Origin of the sequence: Streptomyces sp. NPDC048419, assembly GCF_043200415.1 — a bacterium.
Lineage (GTDB): Bacteria > Actinomycetota > Actinomycetes > Streptomycetales > Streptomycetaceae > Streptomyces.
Genome location: NZ_JBICXT010000006.1, coordinates 272,802 through 290,779, shown reverse-complemented (window position 1 = coordinate 290,779; position 17,978 = coordinate 272,802). Strand labels below are relative to the sequence as shown.

The 17,978-nt window shown below is 71.3% G+C and carries 18 protein-coding genes and 2 pseudogenes; 10 read left to right on the top strand and 10 right to left on the bottom strand.

The genetic code is table 11. The features are described 5' to 3' along the window. The first annotated feature begins 54 nt into the window (after positions 1-54). Complete coding sequence (locus tag ACGFYN_RS16530; protein ID WP_393866516.1) at positions 55-543, top strand: MarR family winged helix-turn-helix transcriptional regulator; 489 nt, start codon at positions 55-57, stop codon at positions 541-543. 91 nt (positions 544-634) lie between these two features. Here the strand turns inward: ACGFYN_RS16530 and ACGFYN_RS16525 are convergent, their stop codons facing one another. From ACGFYN_RS16525 to ACGFYN_RS16490, 8 genes and pseudogenes are all read right to left on the bottom strand, one after another. Next, positions 635-1,525, bottom strand: coding sequence for a carbohydrate ABC transporter permease (locus ACGFYN_RS16525; RefSeq protein WP_393866515.1), 891 nt, complete (start codon positions 1,523-1,525; stop codon positions 635-637). Continuing rightward, the gene (locus ACGFYN_RS16520; protein WP_393866514.1) at positions 1,522-2,499 is read right to left on the bottom strand and encodes a carbohydrate ABC transporter permease; all 978 of its coding nucleotides are present in this window, start codon (positions 2,497-2,499) and stop codon (positions 1,522-1,524) included. Before ACGFYN_RS16520 ends, ACGFYN_RS16525 begins: the two co-directional genes overlap by 4 nt. An 8-nt stretch (positions 2,500-2,507) precedes the next feature. After that, a complete protein-coding gene (locus ACGFYN_RS16515) occupies positions 2,508-3,839 on the bottom strand; it encodes an ABC transporter substrate-binding protein (protein ID WP_393866513.1) in 1,332 nt (443 codons plus the stop codon). A gap of 214 nt (positions 3,840-4,053) precedes the next feature. Then, positions 4,054-5,793: a copper resistance CopC/CopD family protein gene (locus ACGFYN_RS16510; protein WP_393866585.1), complete on the bottom strand. Its 1,740-nt coding sequence runs from the start codon at positions 5,791-5,793 to the stop codon at positions 4,054-4,056. A gap of 158 nt (positions 5,794-5,951) precedes the next feature. Continuing rightward, complete coding sequence (locus ACGFYN_RS16505) at positions 5,952-6,707, bottom strand: SDR family NAD(P)-dependent oxidoreductase (RefSeq protein ID WP_393866512.1); 756 nt, start codon at positions 6,705-6,707, stop codon at positions 5,952-5,954. Further along, positions 6,704-7,177, bottom strand: a complete 474-nt coding sequence (locus ACGFYN_RS16500; RefSeq protein ID WP_393866511.1) for a cupin domain-containing protein — start codon at positions 7,175-7,177, stop codon at positions 6,704-6,706. The genes ACGFYN_RS16505 and ACGFYN_RS16500 overlap by 4 nt, the downstream gene beginning before the upstream one ends. Continuing rightward, the gene (locus ACGFYN_RS16495; protein ID WP_393866510.1) at positions 7,174-7,782 is read right to left on the bottom strand and encodes a GNAT family N-acetyltransferase; all 609 of its coding nucleotides are present in this window, start codon (positions 7,780-7,782) and stop codon (positions 7,174-7,176) included. Before ACGFYN_RS16495 ends, ACGFYN_RS16500 begins: the two co-directional genes overlap by 4 nt. After that, positions 7,775-9,869: pseudogene (locus ACGFYN_RS16490) on the bottom strand (penicillin acylase family protein). Before ACGFYN_RS16490 ends, ACGFYN_RS16495 begins: the two are co-directional and overlap by 8 nt. A 78-nt stretch (positions 9,870-9,947) precedes the next feature. Here ACGFYN_RS16490 and ACGFYN_RS16485 point away from each other — a divergent pair. From ACGFYN_RS16485 to ACGFYN_RS16460, 6 genes and pseudogenes are all read left to right on the top strand, one after another. Beyond that, positions 9,948-10,659, top strand: a pseudogene (locus ACGFYN_RS16485) (siderophore-interacting protein). 73 nt (positions 10,660-10,732) lie between these two features. Beyond that, complete coding sequence (locus ACGFYN_RS16480) at positions 10,733-12,220, top strand: hypothetical protein (RefSeq protein ID WP_393866509.1); 1,488 nt, start codon at positions 10,733-10,735, stop codon at positions 12,218-12,220. A gap of 25 nt (positions 12,221-12,245) precedes the next feature. Beyond that, positions 12,246-12,839, top strand: coding sequence for an HhH-GPD-type base excision DNA repair protein (locus ACGFYN_RS16475; RefSeq protein WP_393866508.1), 594 nt, complete (start codon positions 12,246-12,248; stop codon positions 12,837-12,839). Between the two features lie 61 nt (positions 12,840-12,900). Next, entirely contained in the window at positions 12,901-13,557 is a 657-nt protein-coding gene (locus ACGFYN_RS16470) for an HdeD family acid-resistance protein (RefSeq protein WP_393866507.1), read from the top strand. 72 nt (positions 13,558-13,629) lie between these two features. Further along, positions 13,630-13,944, top strand: coding sequence for a hypothetical protein (locus ACGFYN_RS16465; RefSeq protein WP_393866506.1), 315 nt, complete (start codon positions 13,630-13,632; stop codon positions 13,942-13,944). A 47-nt stretch (positions 13,945-13,991) separates the two neighbouring features. Further along, on the top strand, positions 13,992-14,117 hold the full coding sequence (locus ACGFYN_RS16460) for a hypothetical protein (protein WP_393866505.1): 126 nt from the start codon (positions 13,992-13,994) through the stop codon (positions 14,115-14,117). A gap of 21 nt (positions 14,118-14,138) precedes the next feature. On the opposite strand, the gene ACGFYN_RS16455 is transcribed toward ACGFYN_RS16460, so the two are convergent. Then, the gene (locus ACGFYN_RS16455) at positions 14,139-15,761 is read right to left on the bottom strand and encodes a helicase HerA-like domain-containing protein (RefSeq protein ID WP_393866504.1); all 1,623 of its coding nucleotides are present in this window, start codon (positions 15,759-15,761) and stop codon (positions 14,139-14,141) included. 104 nt (positions 15,762-15,865) lie between these two features. Here ACGFYN_RS16455 and ACGFYN_RS16450 point away from each other — a divergent pair, with 104 nt between their 5' ends. Beyond that, a complete protein-coding gene (locus ACGFYN_RS16450) occupies positions 15,866-16,162 on the top strand; it encodes a type II toxin-antitoxin system VapB family antitoxin (protein WP_003999914.1) in 297 nt (98 codons plus the stop codon). Positions 16,163-16,274: 112 nt separating this feature from the next. Next, complete coding sequence (locus ACGFYN_RS16445) at positions 16,275-16,928, top strand: LytR C-terminal domain-containing protein (RefSeq protein ID WP_393866503.1); 654 nt, start codon at positions 16,275-16,277, stop codon at positions 16,926-16,928. Between the two features lie 95 nt (positions 16,929-17,023). On the opposite strand, the gene upp is transcribed toward ACGFYN_RS16445, so the two are convergent. Continuing rightward, positions 17,024-17,659, bottom strand: a complete 636-nt coding sequence (gene upp, locus ACGFYN_RS16440) for a uracil phosphoribosyltransferase (RefSeq protein WP_393866502.1) — start codon at positions 17,657-17,659, stop codon at positions 17,024-17,026. Between the two features lie 96 nt (positions 17,660-17,755). On the opposite strand from upp, the gene ACGFYN_RS16435 reads away from it, so the two are divergent. Continuing rightward, positions 17,756-17,950 (top strand): hypothetical protein, encoded by a 195-nt coding sequence (locus ACGFYN_RS16435; protein WP_384259038.1) that lies wholly within the window; start codon positions 17,756-17,758, stop codon positions 17,948-17,950. The last annotated feature ends 28 nt before the right edge of the window (positions 17,951-17,978 follow it).

Here is a 17,978-nt window from a genome sequence, read left to right as displayed (position 1 = left end):
AGCAATTGACTAGTCAGCAATTGAGACGGCAGTGGGTGAAGTAGGGTCGCCGCGATGAACGACACTCCCCAGCACCACGACGATGCCGCCGTCCGGGCCGCCAACAGCCCGCTCGTGCGGGACTTCGGTCTGCTGATCAAGTCCGCGACCCGGCTGGAACAGCGCATCGACGGCGCGCTGCGGCGGGAGTGCGGGATGAGCCACACCATGCTGGAGGTGCTGATACGGCTCTGCCGCCGGCCCGGCGAGGAGGTCTCGCAGCGGCAGCTGGCCGACGACCTCACCCTGACCAGCAGCGGGACCACGCGGCTGATCGACCGCATGGAGGAGGCCGGTCTCGTCCGGCGCGTTCCGTCCCCCGGGGACCGACGGGTGGCCCTGGTGGAGCCGACCGCAGAGGGACGCACGGCGTTCCTGCGTGCCGCCGCCGTCCACGCCCAGGTCGTGGACGAGTACTTCGTGAAGCCGCTGGCGGCCGACGACTACGCCCGCCTCACCGGCGCACTGGGCCAGATCGACAAGGCACTGCGCGAGAAGACCTGACGGGCGGCCGGGAAGCGCAGGACGCGGTCGTGGAGTCCGACCGCGTCCTGGCTGTGCTGGCTGTGTCCTGCCTTGCCGGCCCGCGCCGGCGTCAGCCCTTGTTGGCCCCCAGGGTCAGGCCGCTGACGAACTGCCGCTGGAGGACGAAGTACACGATCAGGGTCGGGATCGCGGTGAGCAGGGCGCCGGCGGCGACCAGGTTGGGGTCGGTGAAGTACTGGCCGGAGAGGTTGTTCAGGGCCGAGGTGATCGGCATGTTCTCGCCGGTGGAGATCAGGACGATGGCCCAGAAGAAGTCGTTGTAGATCCAGATGGAGAGCAGGGTGGCCAGGGCCGCCATCGCCGGCTTGCACAGCGGCAGCACGATCTGCCAGTACATGCGCCACACCGAGGCACCGTCGACCAGGGCCGCCTCGGTCAGCTCGTCCGGCAGCATGCGCATGTAGTTGCTCAGCACGAAGGCGCAGAAGCCGGACTGGAACGCCACATGGATGAGCACCAGGCCGAGCGCGGAGTCGTAGAGCTTGCCGCTGGCCGTGACGCCCGGCAGGTCGATCAGCAGGTACATCCGGTACAGCGGGGTGATGATGACCTGCTGCGGCAGCAGGTTGCCGGCCGTGAACACCAGCAGCAGGAAGATGTTGAGCCGGAAGTCGAAGCGGCTGACGTAGAACGCGACCATCGACGACAACAGCAGCGTGAGCAGCACGGCCGGTACCGCGATGATCAGCGTGTTGACGAAGTAGTGCATCATGTCCGACTGCTCGAACGCGTTCTTGAAGTTGTCGAAGTTCAGCTTGTCCGGCCAGGAGACGTAGCCCTTGGTGCTGGTCTCCGAGTACGGGCGCAGGGCCGCGAAGACCGCCCACAGCAGCGGGGCGAGCCAGGCCAGCGAGGTGACGACGAGGAACACGTGCAGCAGCACGCGGGCCGGGCGGACCGGGGTGCGCTGCCGGCCGAGCGCGGCGGCGGGTGTGGTCATGCGCGCCGCTCCTTCCGGAAGGTCGCGATCAGGTACGGGATGATGACCGCGAGGGAGATGACCAGCAGGACGACGGCGATCGCGGACCCGTAACCGATCCGGCTGGACTCGCCGATGATGTTGTTGGTGATCAGGATCGACAGCAACTCGGTGCCCTGGGCGCCCTTGTTGAAGACGAAGACCAGGTCGAAGGCGCGCAGCGCCTCGATGATGGTGACCACCAGGACCACGGTGTTGGTGGGCCGCAGCGTCGGGAAGATGACGTTCTTGAACGTCTGCCACTCGTTCGCGCCGTCCAGTGCCGAGGCCTCCCGCAGGGACGGGTCGACGCCCTTCAGGCCGGCCAGGTAGAGGATCATCATGTAGCCGGTGTGCCGCCAGGAGGCGGCGACCAGGACGGCCCACAGGTTCAGGTGCGGGTTGCCGATCCAGTCGATGTAGTGGCCGGGCTTGTTGGCCCCGACGATGCTGTTGATCAGGCCGGTGTCGGGGTTGTAGATGAGCTGCCAGACGAAGCCGGTGACCGCCAGGGAGACCACGACCGGCAGGAAGAACGCGGTCTGGTAGACGCGGGTGAAGCGGATCTTCTTGTCCAGCTGGACGGCGAGGAACAGGCCCATCGGCGTCGGGATCAGGATGAGCACGACGAACCAGATGATGTTGTGCTCTACGGCGGGCCAGAACTGCGGGTTGTCGGTGAACAGCTGCTTGAAGTTGTCCAGCCCCACCCACTTGATGGAGTCGAAGCCGATGCCGTCCCAGGTGGTGAAGGCGAGGGCGATCGAGGCGAGGGCGGTGACCCAGACGAGGGCCACGTGCAGGACCGTGGGCACGCCCGCCATGACGGCGAGCGTGATGCGGTCGCGGCGGGTCAGCAGGCGCTTGTGCCCCCGCGCGACCCGCTTCTCAGGCGCACGGCCCGGAGGCGGCACGGCTGCCGCCTCCGGGCTCTTCGTGTTGGTGTCGGTGCTCATTCGGGCGCTCACGACGATGGGAAGATCGTCTTCTTCTGACGCTCGATCGAGGACAGCAGGCTGTCGATGCCCTTCGGGTTCTGCAGGAACTTCTGCAGACCGGGCTGCATCACCGTGGAGGTGAAGTCCGGCCGGGAGTCGCGGTCCATGAACTGCGTGAGGTTCTTGGCGCCGCTGATCATCGTGTACGCCTTCTTCTGCAGCGGCGTGTACGAGGAGGTGTCGGCCTTGCTGGAGGCCGCCACCACGCTGGAGTCGGCCTTGAGGTAGATCTGCTCGGCCTCCGGCGTGCCCAGATACTCCATGAGCTTGACGACGCCCGAGTGGTTCTTCGGGGCCTTGCTGACCATGAAGCCGTCCGTGGGTGCCTCGACGGTCTCCTGGCCGTAGGCGGAGTTGATCTCCGGGAAGGCGAAGAAGTCGAGGTCGTCGAGGTCGGCCTTGTTGGTGAACTGCTGGGCCACGAAGGAGCCGAGGACGTACATGCCGGACTTCTTCGCCACCAGGCCCTGCGCGGCGTCCTGCCAGGTGCGGCCCATGAAGCCGTCCTGGTGGTACGGCAGGATCTCGGCCCAGTGGTCGAAGACGGCCTTGACCTTGGCGTCGGTCCAGGAGGCCTTGCCGGCCATCAGGGACTTGTGGAAGTCGTAGCCGTTGAGGCGGAAGTTGATCTGGTCGAAGGTGCCCATCGCCGGCCAGGCGTCCTTGTCGCCGAACGCGATCGGGACCAGGCCGTCCTTCTTCATCTGCTTGCACAGGGCGACGAACTTGTCCCAGGTGGTGGGGACTTCGTAGCCGTGCTGCTGGAAGACGCTCTTGCGGTAGAAGATCGCCCACGGGTACGTGTACAGCGGCACGAAGTAGTACTTGCCGTCCTCGCCCTTGCTGAGCTGCTTCATCGCGTCGGGGAAGTTGCCCCCGATCTTCTGCCACACGTCGTCGATCGGCGAGGCGAGCTTCTTGGCCGCGAAGAACTGCATGCGGTAGCCGGCGAACCAGGTGAACACGTCGTCCGGCGTGCCCTGGAGGTAGGAGTTGATCTGCTCCTGGAAGGTGTTGTGGTCCTTGGTGTTCACGTCGACCGTGATGCCGGACTGCTTCTTGAAGGCCGTGTAGATCTCGGCGAAGGCCTTCTTCGGCACCGCGTCCGAGGCGTTGGAGCCGAGGCTGACGGTCTTGGGGTCGGATGAGCTGCCACTGCCGCCGCAGGCGCTCAACAGGGGTATGCCGGCACCTGCGAGGAGGGCGGCGCCACCCGCGCCGCGCAGCAGGCTGCGGCGGCTGGGCGAAGGGAGCTCACGGCTGGAACGCGGGAGACCCGAAGGGGAGAGGTCTGACATAACGGCTCCTGAGGGCAGGGATTCGGTCACGGCTGCGCCATGTCGAAAGCATTCGAAACCGACCAGAAATCAACTCGACCGAACATCGTGGCGGTAATAACAGCCCCATATCCGGTCATCGGTCAATAGCTGCCCATGAGCTTTGTGGAAACGTAACCGACACACGTGCGATCGTTGCGTTCGAGGACCCGAACATACGGCTACGTAAGGTGCCTTACTGGATACGCACGGCCTTGGTCACCGTCACCTGGTCGATGTCGGTCGTGCGGACCGTGACGTTCATGGTCCAGGTGCCCGCGATGGGCAGGGTGAGATCGCTGGTGCCCCAATACCCGCCCAGGTTCCTCAACTTGGCGTCGAGCGGGCCGATCTTCTGCGCCGGGAGGCTGAGGGTGAGGCGGACCTCGGGGAGGGCGACGATGCCGCCGTCGGGGCCGAAGACCACCGCCTGCACGCTGTTGTCGCCCACGCGGCCCGGGTCGAGCGTGATCTGCACCTTGCCGTGGCCGTTCGGGGTGCCGACGTCGAAGGGCACGTTCGTGACGGACGCGACCGGCAGCCCGCCCGCCGTCGCGGGCTGCGCGGCGGCCTCGGCGGCCGCACGGCCCGGGAGCGTGCCGGTGAGGACCGTGGTGAGCACCAGGACCACGACGCCGACGGCGACTTCCGCGAGGACGGAGCGGCGCAGACCGCGGCGGCCGGTGTCGGGGCCGGAGGGCCCGGCGGGTTCCGCCGCGGCGGAAGACGGCGGCCCGCCCACCGGCTCGGGCACCCGCTCCCGTACGGCCGCCTCGGCGCGGTCCGTCACCAGCCGCGTCGTCCAGCGCCGCGAGAGTCCCGCGGCCGCCAGGAGCAGCACCACGGCCGCCAGTTTGGCGAGCAGCAGCCTGCCGTACGTCGTCCCGGTGAGCGCGCCGAAGGAGCCGAGGCCCCGCCAGGACTGGTAGACGCCGGTGACGACCAGGACGGTCACGGAGACGAAGGCGATACGGGAGAAGCGGGCCACGGCGGCCGCGGGCAGCTCGGTGCGGTGGAGCAGGACCAGCAGGGCCGTCAGGCCGCCCAGCCAGACCGCCATCGCCAGCAGGTGCAGCACCGAGGACACCATCGCCACAGGCACCTGGATACCCGCCGACGCGTGCTCGGCGGCGGCCCAGGTCAGGGTCAGGGCCACGGCGAGGACGGCGCCCGCGGCAAGCAGCGCGCGCCAGGGGGCTTCACGTTTGCGCAATCGAACGGTGAGGACGGCGGCGGCGAGCAGCAGGGCGAGCCGTGCCAGCAGGGCGAGACCGGGACGGCCGGTGAGGGTGCGGGCGAAGGCGGAGGCGTCGAAGGCGGTCGCGGGGCCCGTGCCGTTCTCGTACGGGGCGCGCAGCACCAGCAGCGCCACGGTCGTCCCCGCCAGGGTCCACCAGCCCGCGACCAGGGGCTTGCGCAGCGGCGTCCGGTCCGCCGGGCGGCACAGGGCCACGAAGGCGGCCGTGCCGATCAGCAGTGCCACGGCGAGGTAGGCCAGATAGCGGGCGATGTTGTAGAGGCTCGCGGTCGCCGGGTTCTCGGCCGGTCCGGTGTCCACCGAGGCGACCGTCGCGGAGGGTTTGCCGACGGAGAAGGTGAACGCGCCGCCCACCGGGTGGCTGTCCGCCGACACGACCCGCCAGGCGACCACGTACGTGCCCTCGGCGAGCTTCGCCGGCAGGCTCACGGAGGCGGTGTCGGAACGCCCCTGCGCGTGCTGCGCGGCGCCGATGCGGACGCGCCGGTTCTGCGGGTCGAGCACACGGAACGAGTCGTCGAGCAGGCCGACGGACTCGGTGAAGGTCAGGGTGAGGTGGCGGGGGGCCGACCTGAGGACGGCTCCGTCGTCGGGGTCGGTGCCTTTGAGGGCCGCGTGGGCCGACGCGGGCCCCGCCCCGCCAAGGACGAGCAGGACCAGCACGGCGCCCAGCAGCACCAGCCCTTGAACTCCCCGGCGCCGGGCGGGTCCGCGGACCTCCCGCCGCCCCCGCCGTCCACCGTCCGCACCCGCACCCGCACCCGCACGCCCCACGCGTTTCTCCGTCGTCGGATTCGCCGCCTTCCGGATACGTACGGATACGGGCCGCCGTGTGCTCACCACGTGGGCCGGGCGGTCACCCCGCCGTCCACCACCAGGTCGTGCCCGGTCACCCAGGACGCGAGCCGGGAGGCCAGGAACACACAGGCGTTCCCGACGTCCTCCGCCCGCCCGAGCCGCCCGAGCGGGGCCGCCTCCTGCCACCGCCGCACTCCCTCCGGCCAGGCCTCCTCCAGCCCTTCGCGCCTGATCAGGCCGGGCGAGACGGTGTTGACGCGGATGCCGGACCCGCCGTACTCCAGGGCCGCCGCCCGGGCGTGCATCACGACGGCCGCCTTGGAGGCGCTGTAGTGCGCGTGCAGGGCCGCCGGCTGCCGTCCCTCCACGGAGGCGATGTGCGTCACGCTGCCGCCGCGCTCCCGCATGACCTCGGCTGCGGCCTGCGTGCAGGCGAAGACGCTGGAGAGGTTGGTGTCGACGACCGCCCGCCACTCGGCCGCCGTCATCCCCGGCAGTTCCCGGACCGGCCGCACCCCCGCGTTGTTGACCAGCGCGTCCAGTCCGCCGCCCCACTCGGCGGCCTCCCCCACCACCCGGCGGCAGGCGTCCTCGTCGGTGAGGTCGGCTCGCAGGACGACGGCCCGGCCGCCCGACTCCTCGATCCGCGCGGCCAGTTCACGCGCCGGCGCGAGGGCCGTACGGCAGTGCAGCGCGACCGCCGCGCCCTCCTGCGCGAACCTGAGGGCGATGCCCCGTCCGATGCCGCCGCCCGCGCCCGTGACCAGGGCGGCCTGTCCGTCGAGAAGTCTCATGGCCGGGACAGTTCCAGGATGCGGGCGGCCCGGTCCGGATACCGCGCCGTGAGCTCGGCCGCGTCCCCGTGCTCGTAGCCCTCGAAGGTGAATCCGGGCGCCATGGTGCAGCCGAAGAACGTCCACGCACCGCCCTCGGCGACCCGTCCGCCCATCCAGGTCCCGGCGGGCACGGTGAGCTGCGGGTGCTGGCCGCCGAGGACGTCGGGACCGAGAACGGCCGTGGCGGACGTGCCGCCGGGAGCCAGGAGCAGGAGCTCCAGCGGGTCGCCGAGGTAGTGGTGCCAGATCTCGTCGGTGGGCAGGCGGTGCAGGGCGGAGAAGTCGGCGGCGGTCAGCAGGGCGACGATCGCCGTCCCCTCGGGCCGTCCGTCGGGGCGCTCGGGGCCCGCCCACGTCTGGCGGTACAGGCCGCCCTCGCGGGGCAGGGGCTCGAGTCCGTAGTGGGCGACGAGGTCTTCGGGCGTCACCCGGGGAAGGCTACCTCCCGCCGGAGGAACGCCAGTTGGGCGTGCTTCTCGGGCAGGTACACGTCCGGGACGTCGATCTCGGGCAGCACCACCACCGGGCCGGCCTCGAAGCCCTGCCGCAGGAAGCGGGCGATCGCCTTCTCGTTGCGCACGTCCGGGTCGACCACCACCCGGCGCCGGTCCAGCACCGTCAGCACGTAGGAGGCTACGGCGGCCAGCAGCGCCGCCGACCAGCCGGGGCGCGCACCCTGCGCCCCCGCGGGTGCTATCAGCAGATGGACGCCTATGTCGCCCTCGCGCACCTCGTAGCACTCGGCGACCCGATCGGACTCCGGCTCGTAGGTCTGCAGCAGTGCGGCAGGTGCCCCGTCCTTGACGACCAGGAAGGCGTGATGGGTGTCGAGGGTGTCCATGTGCCCGTAGATCTCCTCGACCTGGTCGCGGCCGAGGCCGTTCATGCCCCAGAACACGGCCCGTTCCGCGCTCACCCACGTGTGCAGCACGGGGGCGTCGGCCCGGGCGTCGAGGGGCAGGACGCGGACGGCGCCGAAGCCGTCAACGTGCTGCTCGTGGACCGCGGTCCGGTCGGCGTACGGGTCAGACATCGCTCTCCCTGCTGACATCGCACTCCTTGCTGAGCCGGTCGAAGTCGGTGACGACCGGGACGAGATCCCCCTTGAGCCACAAGGGGAGTTGATCGCGGTGGTGGGGCGAGCCGGGCACCCCGGACGCCCCGAGCGGGACCACCCAGCGGCTGTCCTCGCGCCGCGCCAGGTCCCACACGTAGCGGGCGGCGGGCCCCCGCGCGCTCAGCTCCGTCAGCCCCGGCACGGTGGAGGTGCACAGCACGCAGTCGTGGTCGCCGGACAGACCCGGTTCCTCGTACGAGGTGGTGGTGAGCGCCCGCCAGGGGGCGAGGCGGTGGACGTCGCCCCAGGTGCCGGCGGGCTGCTCGGCGGCCACCTCCTCCAGGGCCGTCCGCACCGCCTCCGTCCGGTCGACTCCGTACAACTCCACGGCCCGCAGCAGGTGTTCGAGCGCGTAGCCGATCCGGGGGAGCAGGGCCAGCCAGGGCAGGAAGACCTCGGGGTAGGCGGGCGGCACGGCCGATGCGGCGAACGCCGGGTGCGCGGCGAGCCGCCGTACGACCGCGCCACGCACCGCGGCGTAGCCGGCGGCGTCCGCGCTGCCCGCGTCCATGCGGCGGTCCCAGCGCAGCAGGCGCTCGCGCAGGGCGGCGGCCTCGGGGGACAGGTCCTTCAGGGCCGCCAGACGGTCCAGCAGGGGGCCCGCGGAGGCGAGGTGGGTGTCCATGTGGATGCCGGGCATGTCGCCGGGCGCCCAGCGGTCCTTCTCCGCCAGCAGGCCGGCGATGCGCTCCGCGCGGTGCGGCGGGGCGAACTCGACACCGAGCGGGGTGGCGAGACCGCGCTGGTTGGCCATCACGGCGACACCGCCGGTCACTTCGGCCCTCGGCGTCTGCTCCCAGCCCTCCCACTCGTGCCCGGGCTCCCAGGCGGGCACGAGCCGGGTCCGATTCGCCTCGGAGCGCACGGGCACGCGCCCGGCGACCCGGTGCAGCACCCCGCCCTCCGTGTCGGCGGCCTGCACGACGTTGACCGGCTCGGCCCACAGCTCGAGCGCCCGGTCGACGTCGGCGACGCGGCGGGCCCGCAGCAGCGGCAGCAGCGCGCCGAAGCCGAGGTCCGCGGTGACCCGGGGCGGGTACCGCAGGCTGATCGCGACCGCAGGCATGCCGGGGACGCCCTCGTCGAGGCCCTCGGGACCGCCGATCACCACCGGCCCCTGGTCCGTCTCGATCACCTCGACCTCGACCGGGTCCTCACCGGCCACCTCGACGGTCTCCGCGTGCCGGGCGGCACGGCGCCATTCGCCGTCCGGTCCGAGCGCCTCCACGCCCGCGCCCGTACGCCGCAGCCGCTCCCGGTACAGGTCCTGGTAGTCGGCCATGGCGTTGGTGATGGCCCAGGCGACCGTGCCGGTGTGGCCGAAGTGGGCGATGCCCGGCACGCCGGGGACCGCGAGGCCGACGACGTCGAACTCGGGGCAGGAGAGGTGGATCTGCTGGTAGACGCCGGGGTCCTCGATGAAGCGGTGCGGGTCGCCGGCGATCACGGCGTGGCCGGTCGTGGTCCGCTCCCCCGTGACCAGCCAGCCGTTGCTGCCCGCGGTAACAGGGCCCGTCCGTGGCGAAGAGCCCGACCGCGGCCGGACCAAGGTGCCGTATCGCCTCCTCGCGCCAGAGCTTGGCGGGGAAGCCAGCGAACAGGATGTGCGTGGCGAGCCAGACGCCGAGCGGGGTCCAGGGCTCCCAGCGGCCGGGGGCCTGGCCGGCCGCGAACTCGGGCGCCGCGGTGGCCGTCAGCTCCTCGTTGACGCCCTCGGCGTACGCCCGTACCCAGTCGGCCGTCTCCGCGTCCTGCCGCTGAAGGGCGGCGAAGCAGCGGCGGGCGGTGTCGTCCAGGCGGGCCCGTCTCGCGAACAGGTCCCAGGACAGCGCCCCGGTGCCGAGGAAGGCCGCCGAGGTGCCCTGCGCGCGGTGCCGTTCGACCTCCAGCTGCCAGGCGCGGTCCCGGGCGGTGACGCGGCCCTGGGCACGGGCCAGTTCGCGGACGCCGCCGGCGCGCAGGTGGGGGATGCCCCATGCATCTCGGTAGATCTCGGACGGCACCTGCGACCCCTCTCTATTTTAGGTTAGCCTCACCTAAGTAACTGATGCTCAGAATCGTACGTGAAGGGTGGAGAAGCCATGGCGCAGGGTCGGGGCTGGGAGGGCACGGTCCTCCGGCTGATGCGGGCGAAGGACTTCACCCTGACCGTCACGCGGGCCGAGGACGTCACGCCGCGGTACCGGCGGCTGCGACTGACCGACGGCGGTCTGCTCGCCGCGACCGGCGTCCACCCCGCCATGTGGGTCCGGCTGTGGTTCACCAACGCCGGAAAGCCGCACCAGCGGGCGTACACCCTGGTCGACCCGGACCCGGCGGCCGGCACTTTCTCCCTGGAGTTCGCCCTGCACGAGGGAGCCGCCGGCGACTGGGCACAGGCGGCCCGGCCCGGCGACACCATCGAGGCGACCGTCCAGGGCACCCGTTTCGAGGAGCCGGCGCCCGCGCCCACGCACGTCCTCGCCGTCGGCGACCCGGCCGCGCTGCCCGCGATCAACTCCGTGCTCGGCGCCTTCGATCCGGTCCCGGCGACGATCTGGTTCGAGGGCGGCCAGGACGACCTGCCCTTCCGCACCGACTCCGCCCGCCACGACCTGCGGCACGTCTCCCGCGAGGAACTGGTCGACCGCGTCCGCGCCGAACTCCCCGGGGATCATTTCGGGCACCGCCGACCCCTATGTGTGGATCACCTGCGACACCCGAACGACCCGGACCCTGTCCGCGTACGTCCGCAAGGAACTCGGCGTGCCCGGCGACCGGGTGCACGCGCTGGGGTACTGGCGGGCGGGCTGAGCGCAACCATTCGTGTGACTCGTGTGTCCAAGGGGGCGTCCGCAGACCTGTATCTCCGTGTCGAGGAGTCCCGTTGCGCAGAGCCGTCACGGCCGCCGCCGTGCTCGCCGCCGTCGTCGCCGTCCCGCTGACCCCGGTGGCGTCCTCGGCCGCCTCGCCCTACAAGGGGGCCAACACGGCAGCCGTGCAGGACGACTTCAACGGCGACGGATACCGCGACCTGGCGGTCGGCGCGCCCGACGCGGCCAACGGCGGTGTGGACGCGGCCGGTGCCGTCGTCGTGCTGTACGGCTCGAAGTCGTCGGTGAGCGCGACCCGGCGCACGGTCATCACCCAGGCGAGCGCGGGGATCCCCGGGGACCCCGAGGAATACGACCGCTTCGGACAGGCGGTGACCAGCGCCGACCTGGACCGGGACGGATACGCGGACCTGATCGTCGGCACGCCCGAGGAGGCGGTCGGAAGCAATTACTCGCGGGGCTCGGTGACCGTCGTCTGGGGCGGGCCGGACGGGCTGAAGGGCGGCACGAACATCGCTCCGCCGAGCGGATTCGGCGAGGGCATGACGTACTGCCGCTTCGGACTGTCCCTTGCCACGGGCGACATGGAGGGCGACGGCGCCCCGGAGCTGGGCGTCGGCTCGGGCTGCGAAGCCTCCTCCTACAGCGGTCCCTTCACCCGTGGCGGCCAGGCGGCCTCCCGGTATCTCGAGTGGCGGGTCAACGCCCGCGGCGTGGTGATGGGCGATGTGAACGGCGACGGCAAGTCCGAGCGGTTCTGGCTTCCGGGCCCCTCCGACGACGACCTGCGCGGATCCGTGTATGCCGACAACGGCGCACTCGTGGACGACGCCGGCACCACCAACTGGCCCACCGAACTCCCCTACGCCGACGGCCACGCCGGCATGGTCGGCGACATCAACGGCGACGGCTACGGCGACCTCGTCACCGGCATCTCCAGCGACGACTCCATGTCCGGCGGCCCGGCCGGCTGGGCCCACCGCGGCGGGGAGATCCAGGTGCTCTACGGCAGCGCCCAGGGCATCACCGCCGGTCAGAAGCCCCAGGTCTACCACCAGGACACGGCGGGCGTGCCCGGCGCCGCGGAGGACGGCGACGAGTTCGGCCAGTCCCTGACCGTCGGCGACCTCGACGGCGACGGATACGCCGATGTCCTGGTCGGCGTCCCCGGGGAGGCCGTCGGCACGCACAAGATGGCCGGCTCCGCCGTCCTGCTGCGCGGCTCCGCCGGCGGCCTGACCACCGCCAGGTCGGCCGGCTACACCCAGGACACGGCGGGCGTGCCCGGCTCCGTGGAGACCGGCGACCAGTTCGGCGCCGCCGTGCACCTCACCGACCTGAACAAGGACGGAAAGCTGGAGACGGTCGTCGGCGTGCCCACCGAGAACTCCGACGGCTGCGTCTGGATCGCCCGTGGCTCGGCCTCCGGCCCGGTCCTGAACGGCTCGGTGAACGTGTGCGGCAAGGCGTCCGGCATCAGCGTGCACGGCGTCAAGGGCTACTTCGGCGCGGCGCTCGCCGGCGTTCACGTGGAGCTCTGACTCCCGCCGGGGCATGATCGGGGTCATGGACGTCACTCTTCACCTCGCCCAGGACCCCGCGGCCGACGAACTCCTCGGGCGCTCCCCGCTCGCCGCGCTCACCGGGATGCTGCTGGACCAGCAGGTCCCGATGGAGTGGGCGTTCAAGGGCCCGCGCACGATCGCGGACCGGCTCGGCGCCGAGGACCTGGACGCGCACGACATCGCCGTCATGGACCCGGAGGCCTTCGGCGCGCTGCTGTCCGAGAAGCCGGCCGTGCACCGCTACCCGGGCTCCATGGCCAAGCGCGTCCAGCAGCTGTGCCAGTACGTCGTGGAGCACTACGACGGGAACGCCGAGCTCGTCTGGAAGGGCGTGACCGACGGCCGGGAGCTGCTGAAGCGGCTCCAGGAGCTGCCCGGCTTCGGCAAGCAGAAGGCGCAGATCTTCCTGGCGCTGCTCGGCAAGCAGCTGGGCGTGCGGCCCGAGGGCTGGCGCGAGGCGGCCGGCTCGTACGGCGACGCGGACTCCTTCCGCTCCGTCGCCGACATCACCGGGCCGGAGTCGCTGACCAAGGTGCGGGCGTTCAAGCAGGAGACGAAGGCCGCCGCCAAGGCCGCGAAGTCCGCCGGGAAATAGGGCGTCAGCCGACCGGCCCCCAGGGGTGGCGCGGCGCGCGCGGCCGGTCCGAGCATGGAGCATGACAGACCCACCGAACACCTGGGGCCCGGAGTTCGACGACCGCAAGGTCCACGCCGGAACCGCACCAGGCACCCATGCCCCGGAACCGCCCTTCGAGGGCCCTTTGCACGCGCTGTCGCAGGCCGCCTGGCAGGTCGTCCTGCTCACCGGCGTGGCCTCGCTGATCCTCGGTGTGCTGGTCCTCGTCTGGCCGGGCGCGTCCCTGTTCGCGGCCGGCGTCCTGTTCGGCCTCTACCTCCTGTGCAGCGGCGTCTTCCAGCTGGTCGCCGCGTTCGGCACGCACCGGACGACCTCGCTGCGCGTGCTGGCCTTCGTCAGCGGCGCCCTGTCGATCATGCTGGGGCTGTTCTGCTTCCGCGGGCCGATGCAGTCGATCCTGCTGCTCGGGCTGTGGATCGGCATCGGCTGGCTCATCCGCGGGATCACCCAGACCCTGGCCGCCGTCCACGACTCGTCCATGCCGGCCCGCGGCTGGCAGATCCTCCTCGGGATCGTCACGTTCGTCGCCGGCATCGTCCTGATCGACTCGCCCTTCCGGTCCGTCGCCGTCCTCACCCTGGTCGGCGGCATCTGGCTGGTCGCGGTCGGTGTCGTCGAGATCATCACGGCGATCCGCATGCGGGGCCGCGCCCAGCGGGTGCCGCTCGCCGTGTAGCCGTACGCAATACGGGCGTATCTCGCCTGCGGCGTGCCGAACACCGGGTGCGCCGCGGGCAGAGGACCTCCCGTGAGCACCGCACGAAGCCTCCCCCGCAGCCGCACCTGGCTGCGGGCGCTCGTGCTGCTGTGCGCCCTGCTGGTGCCGGGCGCCCACTCCCAGGTGCACGCGACGCCCGCGGTGTCCGCGGGGATCGTCGAGTACGACGTCCTGGACGCGGCCGTGCGCCCGCCGGCCTGCACCGTCCGCCGGACCGCCGCACCCCTGCGCCGCGTGCCCCGCACCGGCCCGCCACCCGCCGCCCCGCAGGGCCGGACCCTGCCCGCCCCGCCGCGGCCGCCGCACCCCCTGACCGCCCTGCGCACCGTGGTCCTGCGCTGCTGACGGACCCCGCTCCCGGGACCAGTCGGCACTACGCGAGGAACACAGCCATGCCCACCGACCCGTACGCGGACCTGCGCGCCCTGCTGCGCGCGGAGGCCGCACGCAGTGCGCCCCGGCACCGGGACGCGCAGCGGCCGCAACCCCAGCAGCCCGCACGGAAACAGGGCCGCTGATCTCCCCCGGCGGGGGCGGGCCTACCGCCTCCGCCGGGCCGTCCCGAACAACGAGCGGGTGATCTCGCGCCCGATCTGCGTGCCGACCGACCGCGCCAGGGACTTGAACATGCCGCTGCCGACGACCTGTTCGACGACGGAGTGCTCCTCGTCGGTCTTCGGAGCGGCCTTCGGAGCGGTCTTCGGGGCCGCCTTGGGCCGGGTCCGCGCCGCCATCTCGTCGGGCCCCTTGGCGCCGGCCGGCTTCGCGGCCTCGAGCTTCTCGTACGCCGACTCCCTGTCCACAGCCTGTGCGTAACGTCCGTACAGCGGCGAGTCCCGCACCGCGCCGTCGAGGACGCCGGCCTCGACGGGCCCCATCAGGGACTCGGGGGCGCGCAGCCGGGTCGCCGCGACCGGGGTCGGGGCCCCCTTCTCGCTCAGCACCGTCACCACGGCCTCCCCCGTCCCCAGACCGGTGAGCAGCTCCTCCAGGTCGTACGCGGAGTTCGGGAAGGTCTTCACCGTCGCCTTCAGGGCCTTCTGGTCGTCGGGGGTGAAGGCGCGCAGCGCGTGCTGGACGCGGTTGCCGAGCTGCGCGAGGACGTCGGACGGTACGTCCTTCGGGGTCTGCGTGACGAAGAAGACGCCGACCCCTTTCGAGCGAATGAGCCGCACGGTCTGGGTGATCGAGTCCAGGAACGCCTTCGAGGCGTCGTCGAACAGCAGATGCGCCTCGTCGAAGAAGAAGACGAGCTTGGGTTTGTCCGCGTCGCCCACCTCGGGAAGGTCGTGGAAGAGGTCGGCGAGCAGCCACATCAGGAAGGTCGAGAACAGCTGCGGCTTGTCCTGCACCGCGGGCAGTTCGAGGACGGACACCGTGCCGCGCCCGTCCTCGGCCGTCCGCAGGAACTCGCCCGTGTCGAACTCCGGCTCCCCGAAGAAGCCGGCCATGCCCTGCGCCTCGAAGGCGGTGAGGGAGCGCAGGATCACCCCGGCCGTGGCGGTCGACAGACCGCCGATGTCCCTCAACTCCACCTTGCCCTCGTCCGAGGTCAGGAACGCGACGACCGCCCGCAGGTCCTTGAGGTCGATCAGCTCCAGGCCCTTGGTGTCGGCGTAGTGGAAGATCAGGCCGAGCGACTGCTCCTGGGTCTGGTTCAGCCCCAGCACCTTGGACAGCAGGACCGGCCCGAAGCTGGTGATGGTGGCCCGTACGGGGATGCCGTGCCCGAGGCCGCCCAGCGCGTAGAACTGGGCCGGGAATCCGGCCGGCGTCCACTCCTGGTGGACCTCGGCGGCCCGCCCGCGCACCTTGTCGTTCGGCTGCCCGGGCGCCGAGATGCCGGACAGGTCGCCCTTGACGTCGGCGAGGAAGACCGGCACGCCCTGCGCCGACAGCTGTTCCGCGACGAGCTGGAGCGTCTTGGTCTTGCCGGTGCCGGTGGCGCCCGCGACCAGGCCGTGGCGGTTGAGCATCGGCAGCGGGATGCGGATCTGCGCGTCCGGCAGGCACGTCCCTTCCCACAGCAGGGCTCCCAGGTCCAGCGCCGGCCCGGTGAAGGCGTAGCCCGAGGCGATCTCCAGGGCAGCGCGAGGGAGGGCGGGAGCACTTCCGGGTGCCTCGGGAGCGGTGGCCGGGCGCATGGTCTCGCTGTCACTCATATCGGGCCCCTGTTGCTGTTTGCCCCGTTTTGAAATGTCTTTTCCAGCGTCGCACTCCGTCTCCATGGCTGCGCCCGGAAGGTCTTGACCGGTAGGCTTTCCGTGTGATCTTCAAGCGCATCGGAAACGGCCGGCCGTACCCCGACCACGGCCGGGAAAGCACCCGGCAGTGGGCGGACGTCGCGCCGCGCCCGGTCCGCCTCGATCAGCTCGTCACCACCAAGGGACAGCTCGACCTGGAGACCCTCCTGGCCGAGGACTCGACCTTCTACGGCGACCTGTTCGCACACGTGGTCAAGTGGCAGGGCGACCTGTATCTCGAGGACGGTCTCCACCGTGCGGTGCGGGCGGCCCTGCAGCAGCGCCAGGTGCTGCACGCGCGCGTGCTCGAGCTGGACTGACACCCGCCTGGGCGCGGCCTGCCGGTAAAGGCTTGGCCCTTTTGGGTTCACCTGCGCGGACTGCAATGATCATCTAGTAGGCATTGCCGCTCAGGCGCACTACGCTGCGCTCATGAGCATGCTGACTCCCCCGGGCATGGGCGGCAAGTACAAGATCACGGGGGACAAATACCCCCGGATGCGCCAGCGCCGTCGTCGTGGCAAGCTCGTCGCCGCGGTCGTGGCCTCCGTCGCCGCGCTCGCGATCATCGCCTGGGGCACCCTGCAGCTCATCGACGTCTTCACCGGCGGCGGCAAGAAGGCTTCGGCGGCCGGCAGGAAGGCGGACTGCGGATCCAGGGTGAGCCCGTCGCCCGGCACCTCCGCCGGCACCAAGGGCGCCGCCGCTCCCGACCCCGGCCAGATCACGGTGAACGTCTACAACGCCACCACGCGCAGCGGCCTGGCCAAGACCACGGCGGACGAGCTGAAGAAGCGCGGCTTCAAGATCGGCGACGTGGGCAACGCGTCCAAGGAGTTCGACAAGAAGGTCAAGGGCACGGGGGTCCTGCTGGGCCCCGCGTCCGCCCTGAACAGCTCGCTGCCCGTGCTCGCCACGCAGCTCTCCACCGCCGAGCGCCGCACGGACGCGGCCCGCAAGGGCGCCGACGTCGACCTGATCATCGGCGACGGCTTCAAGACCCTCACGACGAAGCCGGCCTCGGACAAGGCCCTGGCGGCCCTGGCCAGCCCGAAGCCGACATCGACGTCGAAGAACGCCTGCTAGCAACGCCCTGAAGGGGCGCGGGGAACTGCGCGAACGGCCACGACGCACTCGCGGCCTCCGACACACCCGCACCCCGACGGCGAAATCGGCGAGCGCTACTCGGCAGAGCCGTAGAGACGGTCGCCCGCATCCCCCAGCCCCGGCACGATGTACCCGTGCTCGTTGAGCCGCTCGTCGACCGCTGCCGTCACCACGGTCACCGGCGTCCCCGCCAGCTCCCGCTCCATCAGCTCCACACCTTCCGGCGCGGCGAGGAGCACCACGGCCGTCACATCGTCCGCGCCGCGCTTGATCAGCTCCCGGATCGCGGCGACCAGCGTGCCGCCCGTGGCCAGCATCGGGTCCAGGACGTACACCTGGCGCCCGGAGAGGTCCTCGGGCATGCGGGAGGCGTACGTGGACGCCTGGAGCGTCTCCTCGTTGCGGATCATGCCCAGGAAGCCCACCTCGGCGGTCGGCAGCAGCCGGACCATGCCGTCCAGCATGCCGAGGCCGGCCCGCAGGATCGGCACCACCAGCGGGCGCGGATAGGAGAGCTTCACGCCGGTCGTCGCGGCGACCGGCGTGACGATGTCGACCTGCTCGGTGCGCACGTCACGCGTGGCCTCGTACGCGAGCAGGGTGACCAGCTCGTCGGCGAGCCGCCGGAAGGTCGCGGAGTCGGTGCGCCGGTCGCGCAGGGTGGTGAGCTTGTGGGCGACCAAGGGGTGGTCGACGACGTGGAGACGCATGCCCTAACAGTAACCGCGCCCCCGAAACCCTTGCGCTGGCATCAAACCGCCCATCAGAGGGAAAGTGGGAGGGACGGACCAGGGGGTGGTGAGCCTATGCCTGACCTGCCTGAGAGCGAAGCCGAGAAGGACGCGTCGCCGGACGAGAGCGACGCGGAGCGCCGCCGCCGCAGGGCCCAGTTCCTGCGTGATCTCGCCGAGGCGCGCGAACTGCGCGACCGTGTCCAGCCCCGCCGCGCCAAGACCGCACGCCTGCGCCACGCCATGCGCATGCGCACCTTCCGCTGGTAACTCCGGTCGAACTGACGGCACGTGGAAG

What these genes read in the sequence shown, in the direction of transcription:
- ACGFYN_RS16530 (WP_393866516.1), top strand. Translation starts at nt 55, where the DNA reads ATGAACGACACTCCCCAGCACCACGACGATGCCGCCGTCCGGGCCGCC.
- ACGFYN_RS16525 (WP_393866515.1), bottom strand. Translation starts at nt 1,525, where the DNA reads ATGACCACACCCGCCGCCGCGCTCGGCCGGCAGCGCACCCCGGTCCGC.
- ACGFYN_RS16520 (WP_393866514.1), bottom strand. Translation starts at nt 2,499, where the DNA reads ATGAGCACCGACACCAACACGAAGAGCCCGGAGGCGGCAGCCGTGCCG.
- ACGFYN_RS16515 (WP_393866513.1), bottom strand. Translation starts at nt 3,839, where the DNA reads ATGTCAGACCTCTCCCCTTCGGGTCTCCCGCGTTCCAGCCGTGAGCTC.
- ACGFYN_RS16505 (WP_393866512.1), bottom strand. Translation starts at nt 6,707, where the DNA reads ATGAGACTTCTCGACGGACAGGCCGCCCTGGTCACGGGCGCGGGCGGC.
- ACGFYN_RS16495 (WP_393866510.1), bottom strand. Translation starts at nt 7,782, where the DNA reads ATGTCTGACCCGTACGCCGACCGGACCGCGGTCCACGAGCAGCACGTT.
- ACGFYN_RS16475 (WP_393866508.1), top strand. Translation starts at nt 12,246, where the DNA reads ATGGACGTCACTCTTCACCTCGCCCAGGACCCCGCGGCCGACGAACTC.
- ACGFYN_RS16470 (WP_393866507.1), top strand. Translation starts at nt 12,901, where the DNA reads ATGACAGACCCACCGAACACCTGGGGCCCGGAGTTCGACGACCGCAAG.
- ACGFYN_RS16460 (WP_393866505.1), top strand. Translation starts at nt 13,992, where the DNA reads ATGCCCACCGACCCGTACGCGGACCTGCGCGCCCTGCTGCGCGCGGAG.
- ACGFYN_RS16455 (WP_393866504.1), bottom strand. Translation starts at nt 15,761, where the DNA reads ATGAGTGACAGCGAGACCATGCGCCCGGCCACCGCTCCCGAGGCACCC.
- ACGFYN_RS16445 (WP_393866503.1), top strand. Translation starts at nt 16,275, where the DNA reads ATGAGCATGCTGACTCCCCCGGGCATGGGCGGCAAGTACAAGATCACG.
- upp (WP_393866502.1), bottom strand. Translation starts at nt 17,659, where the DNA reads ATGCGTCTCCACGTCGTCGACCACCCCTTGGTCGCCCACAAGCTCACC.
- ACGFYN_RS16435 (WP_384259038.1), top strand. Translation starts at nt 17,756, where the DNA reads ATGCCTGACCTGCCTGAGAGCGAAGCCGAGAAGGACGCGTCGCCGGAC.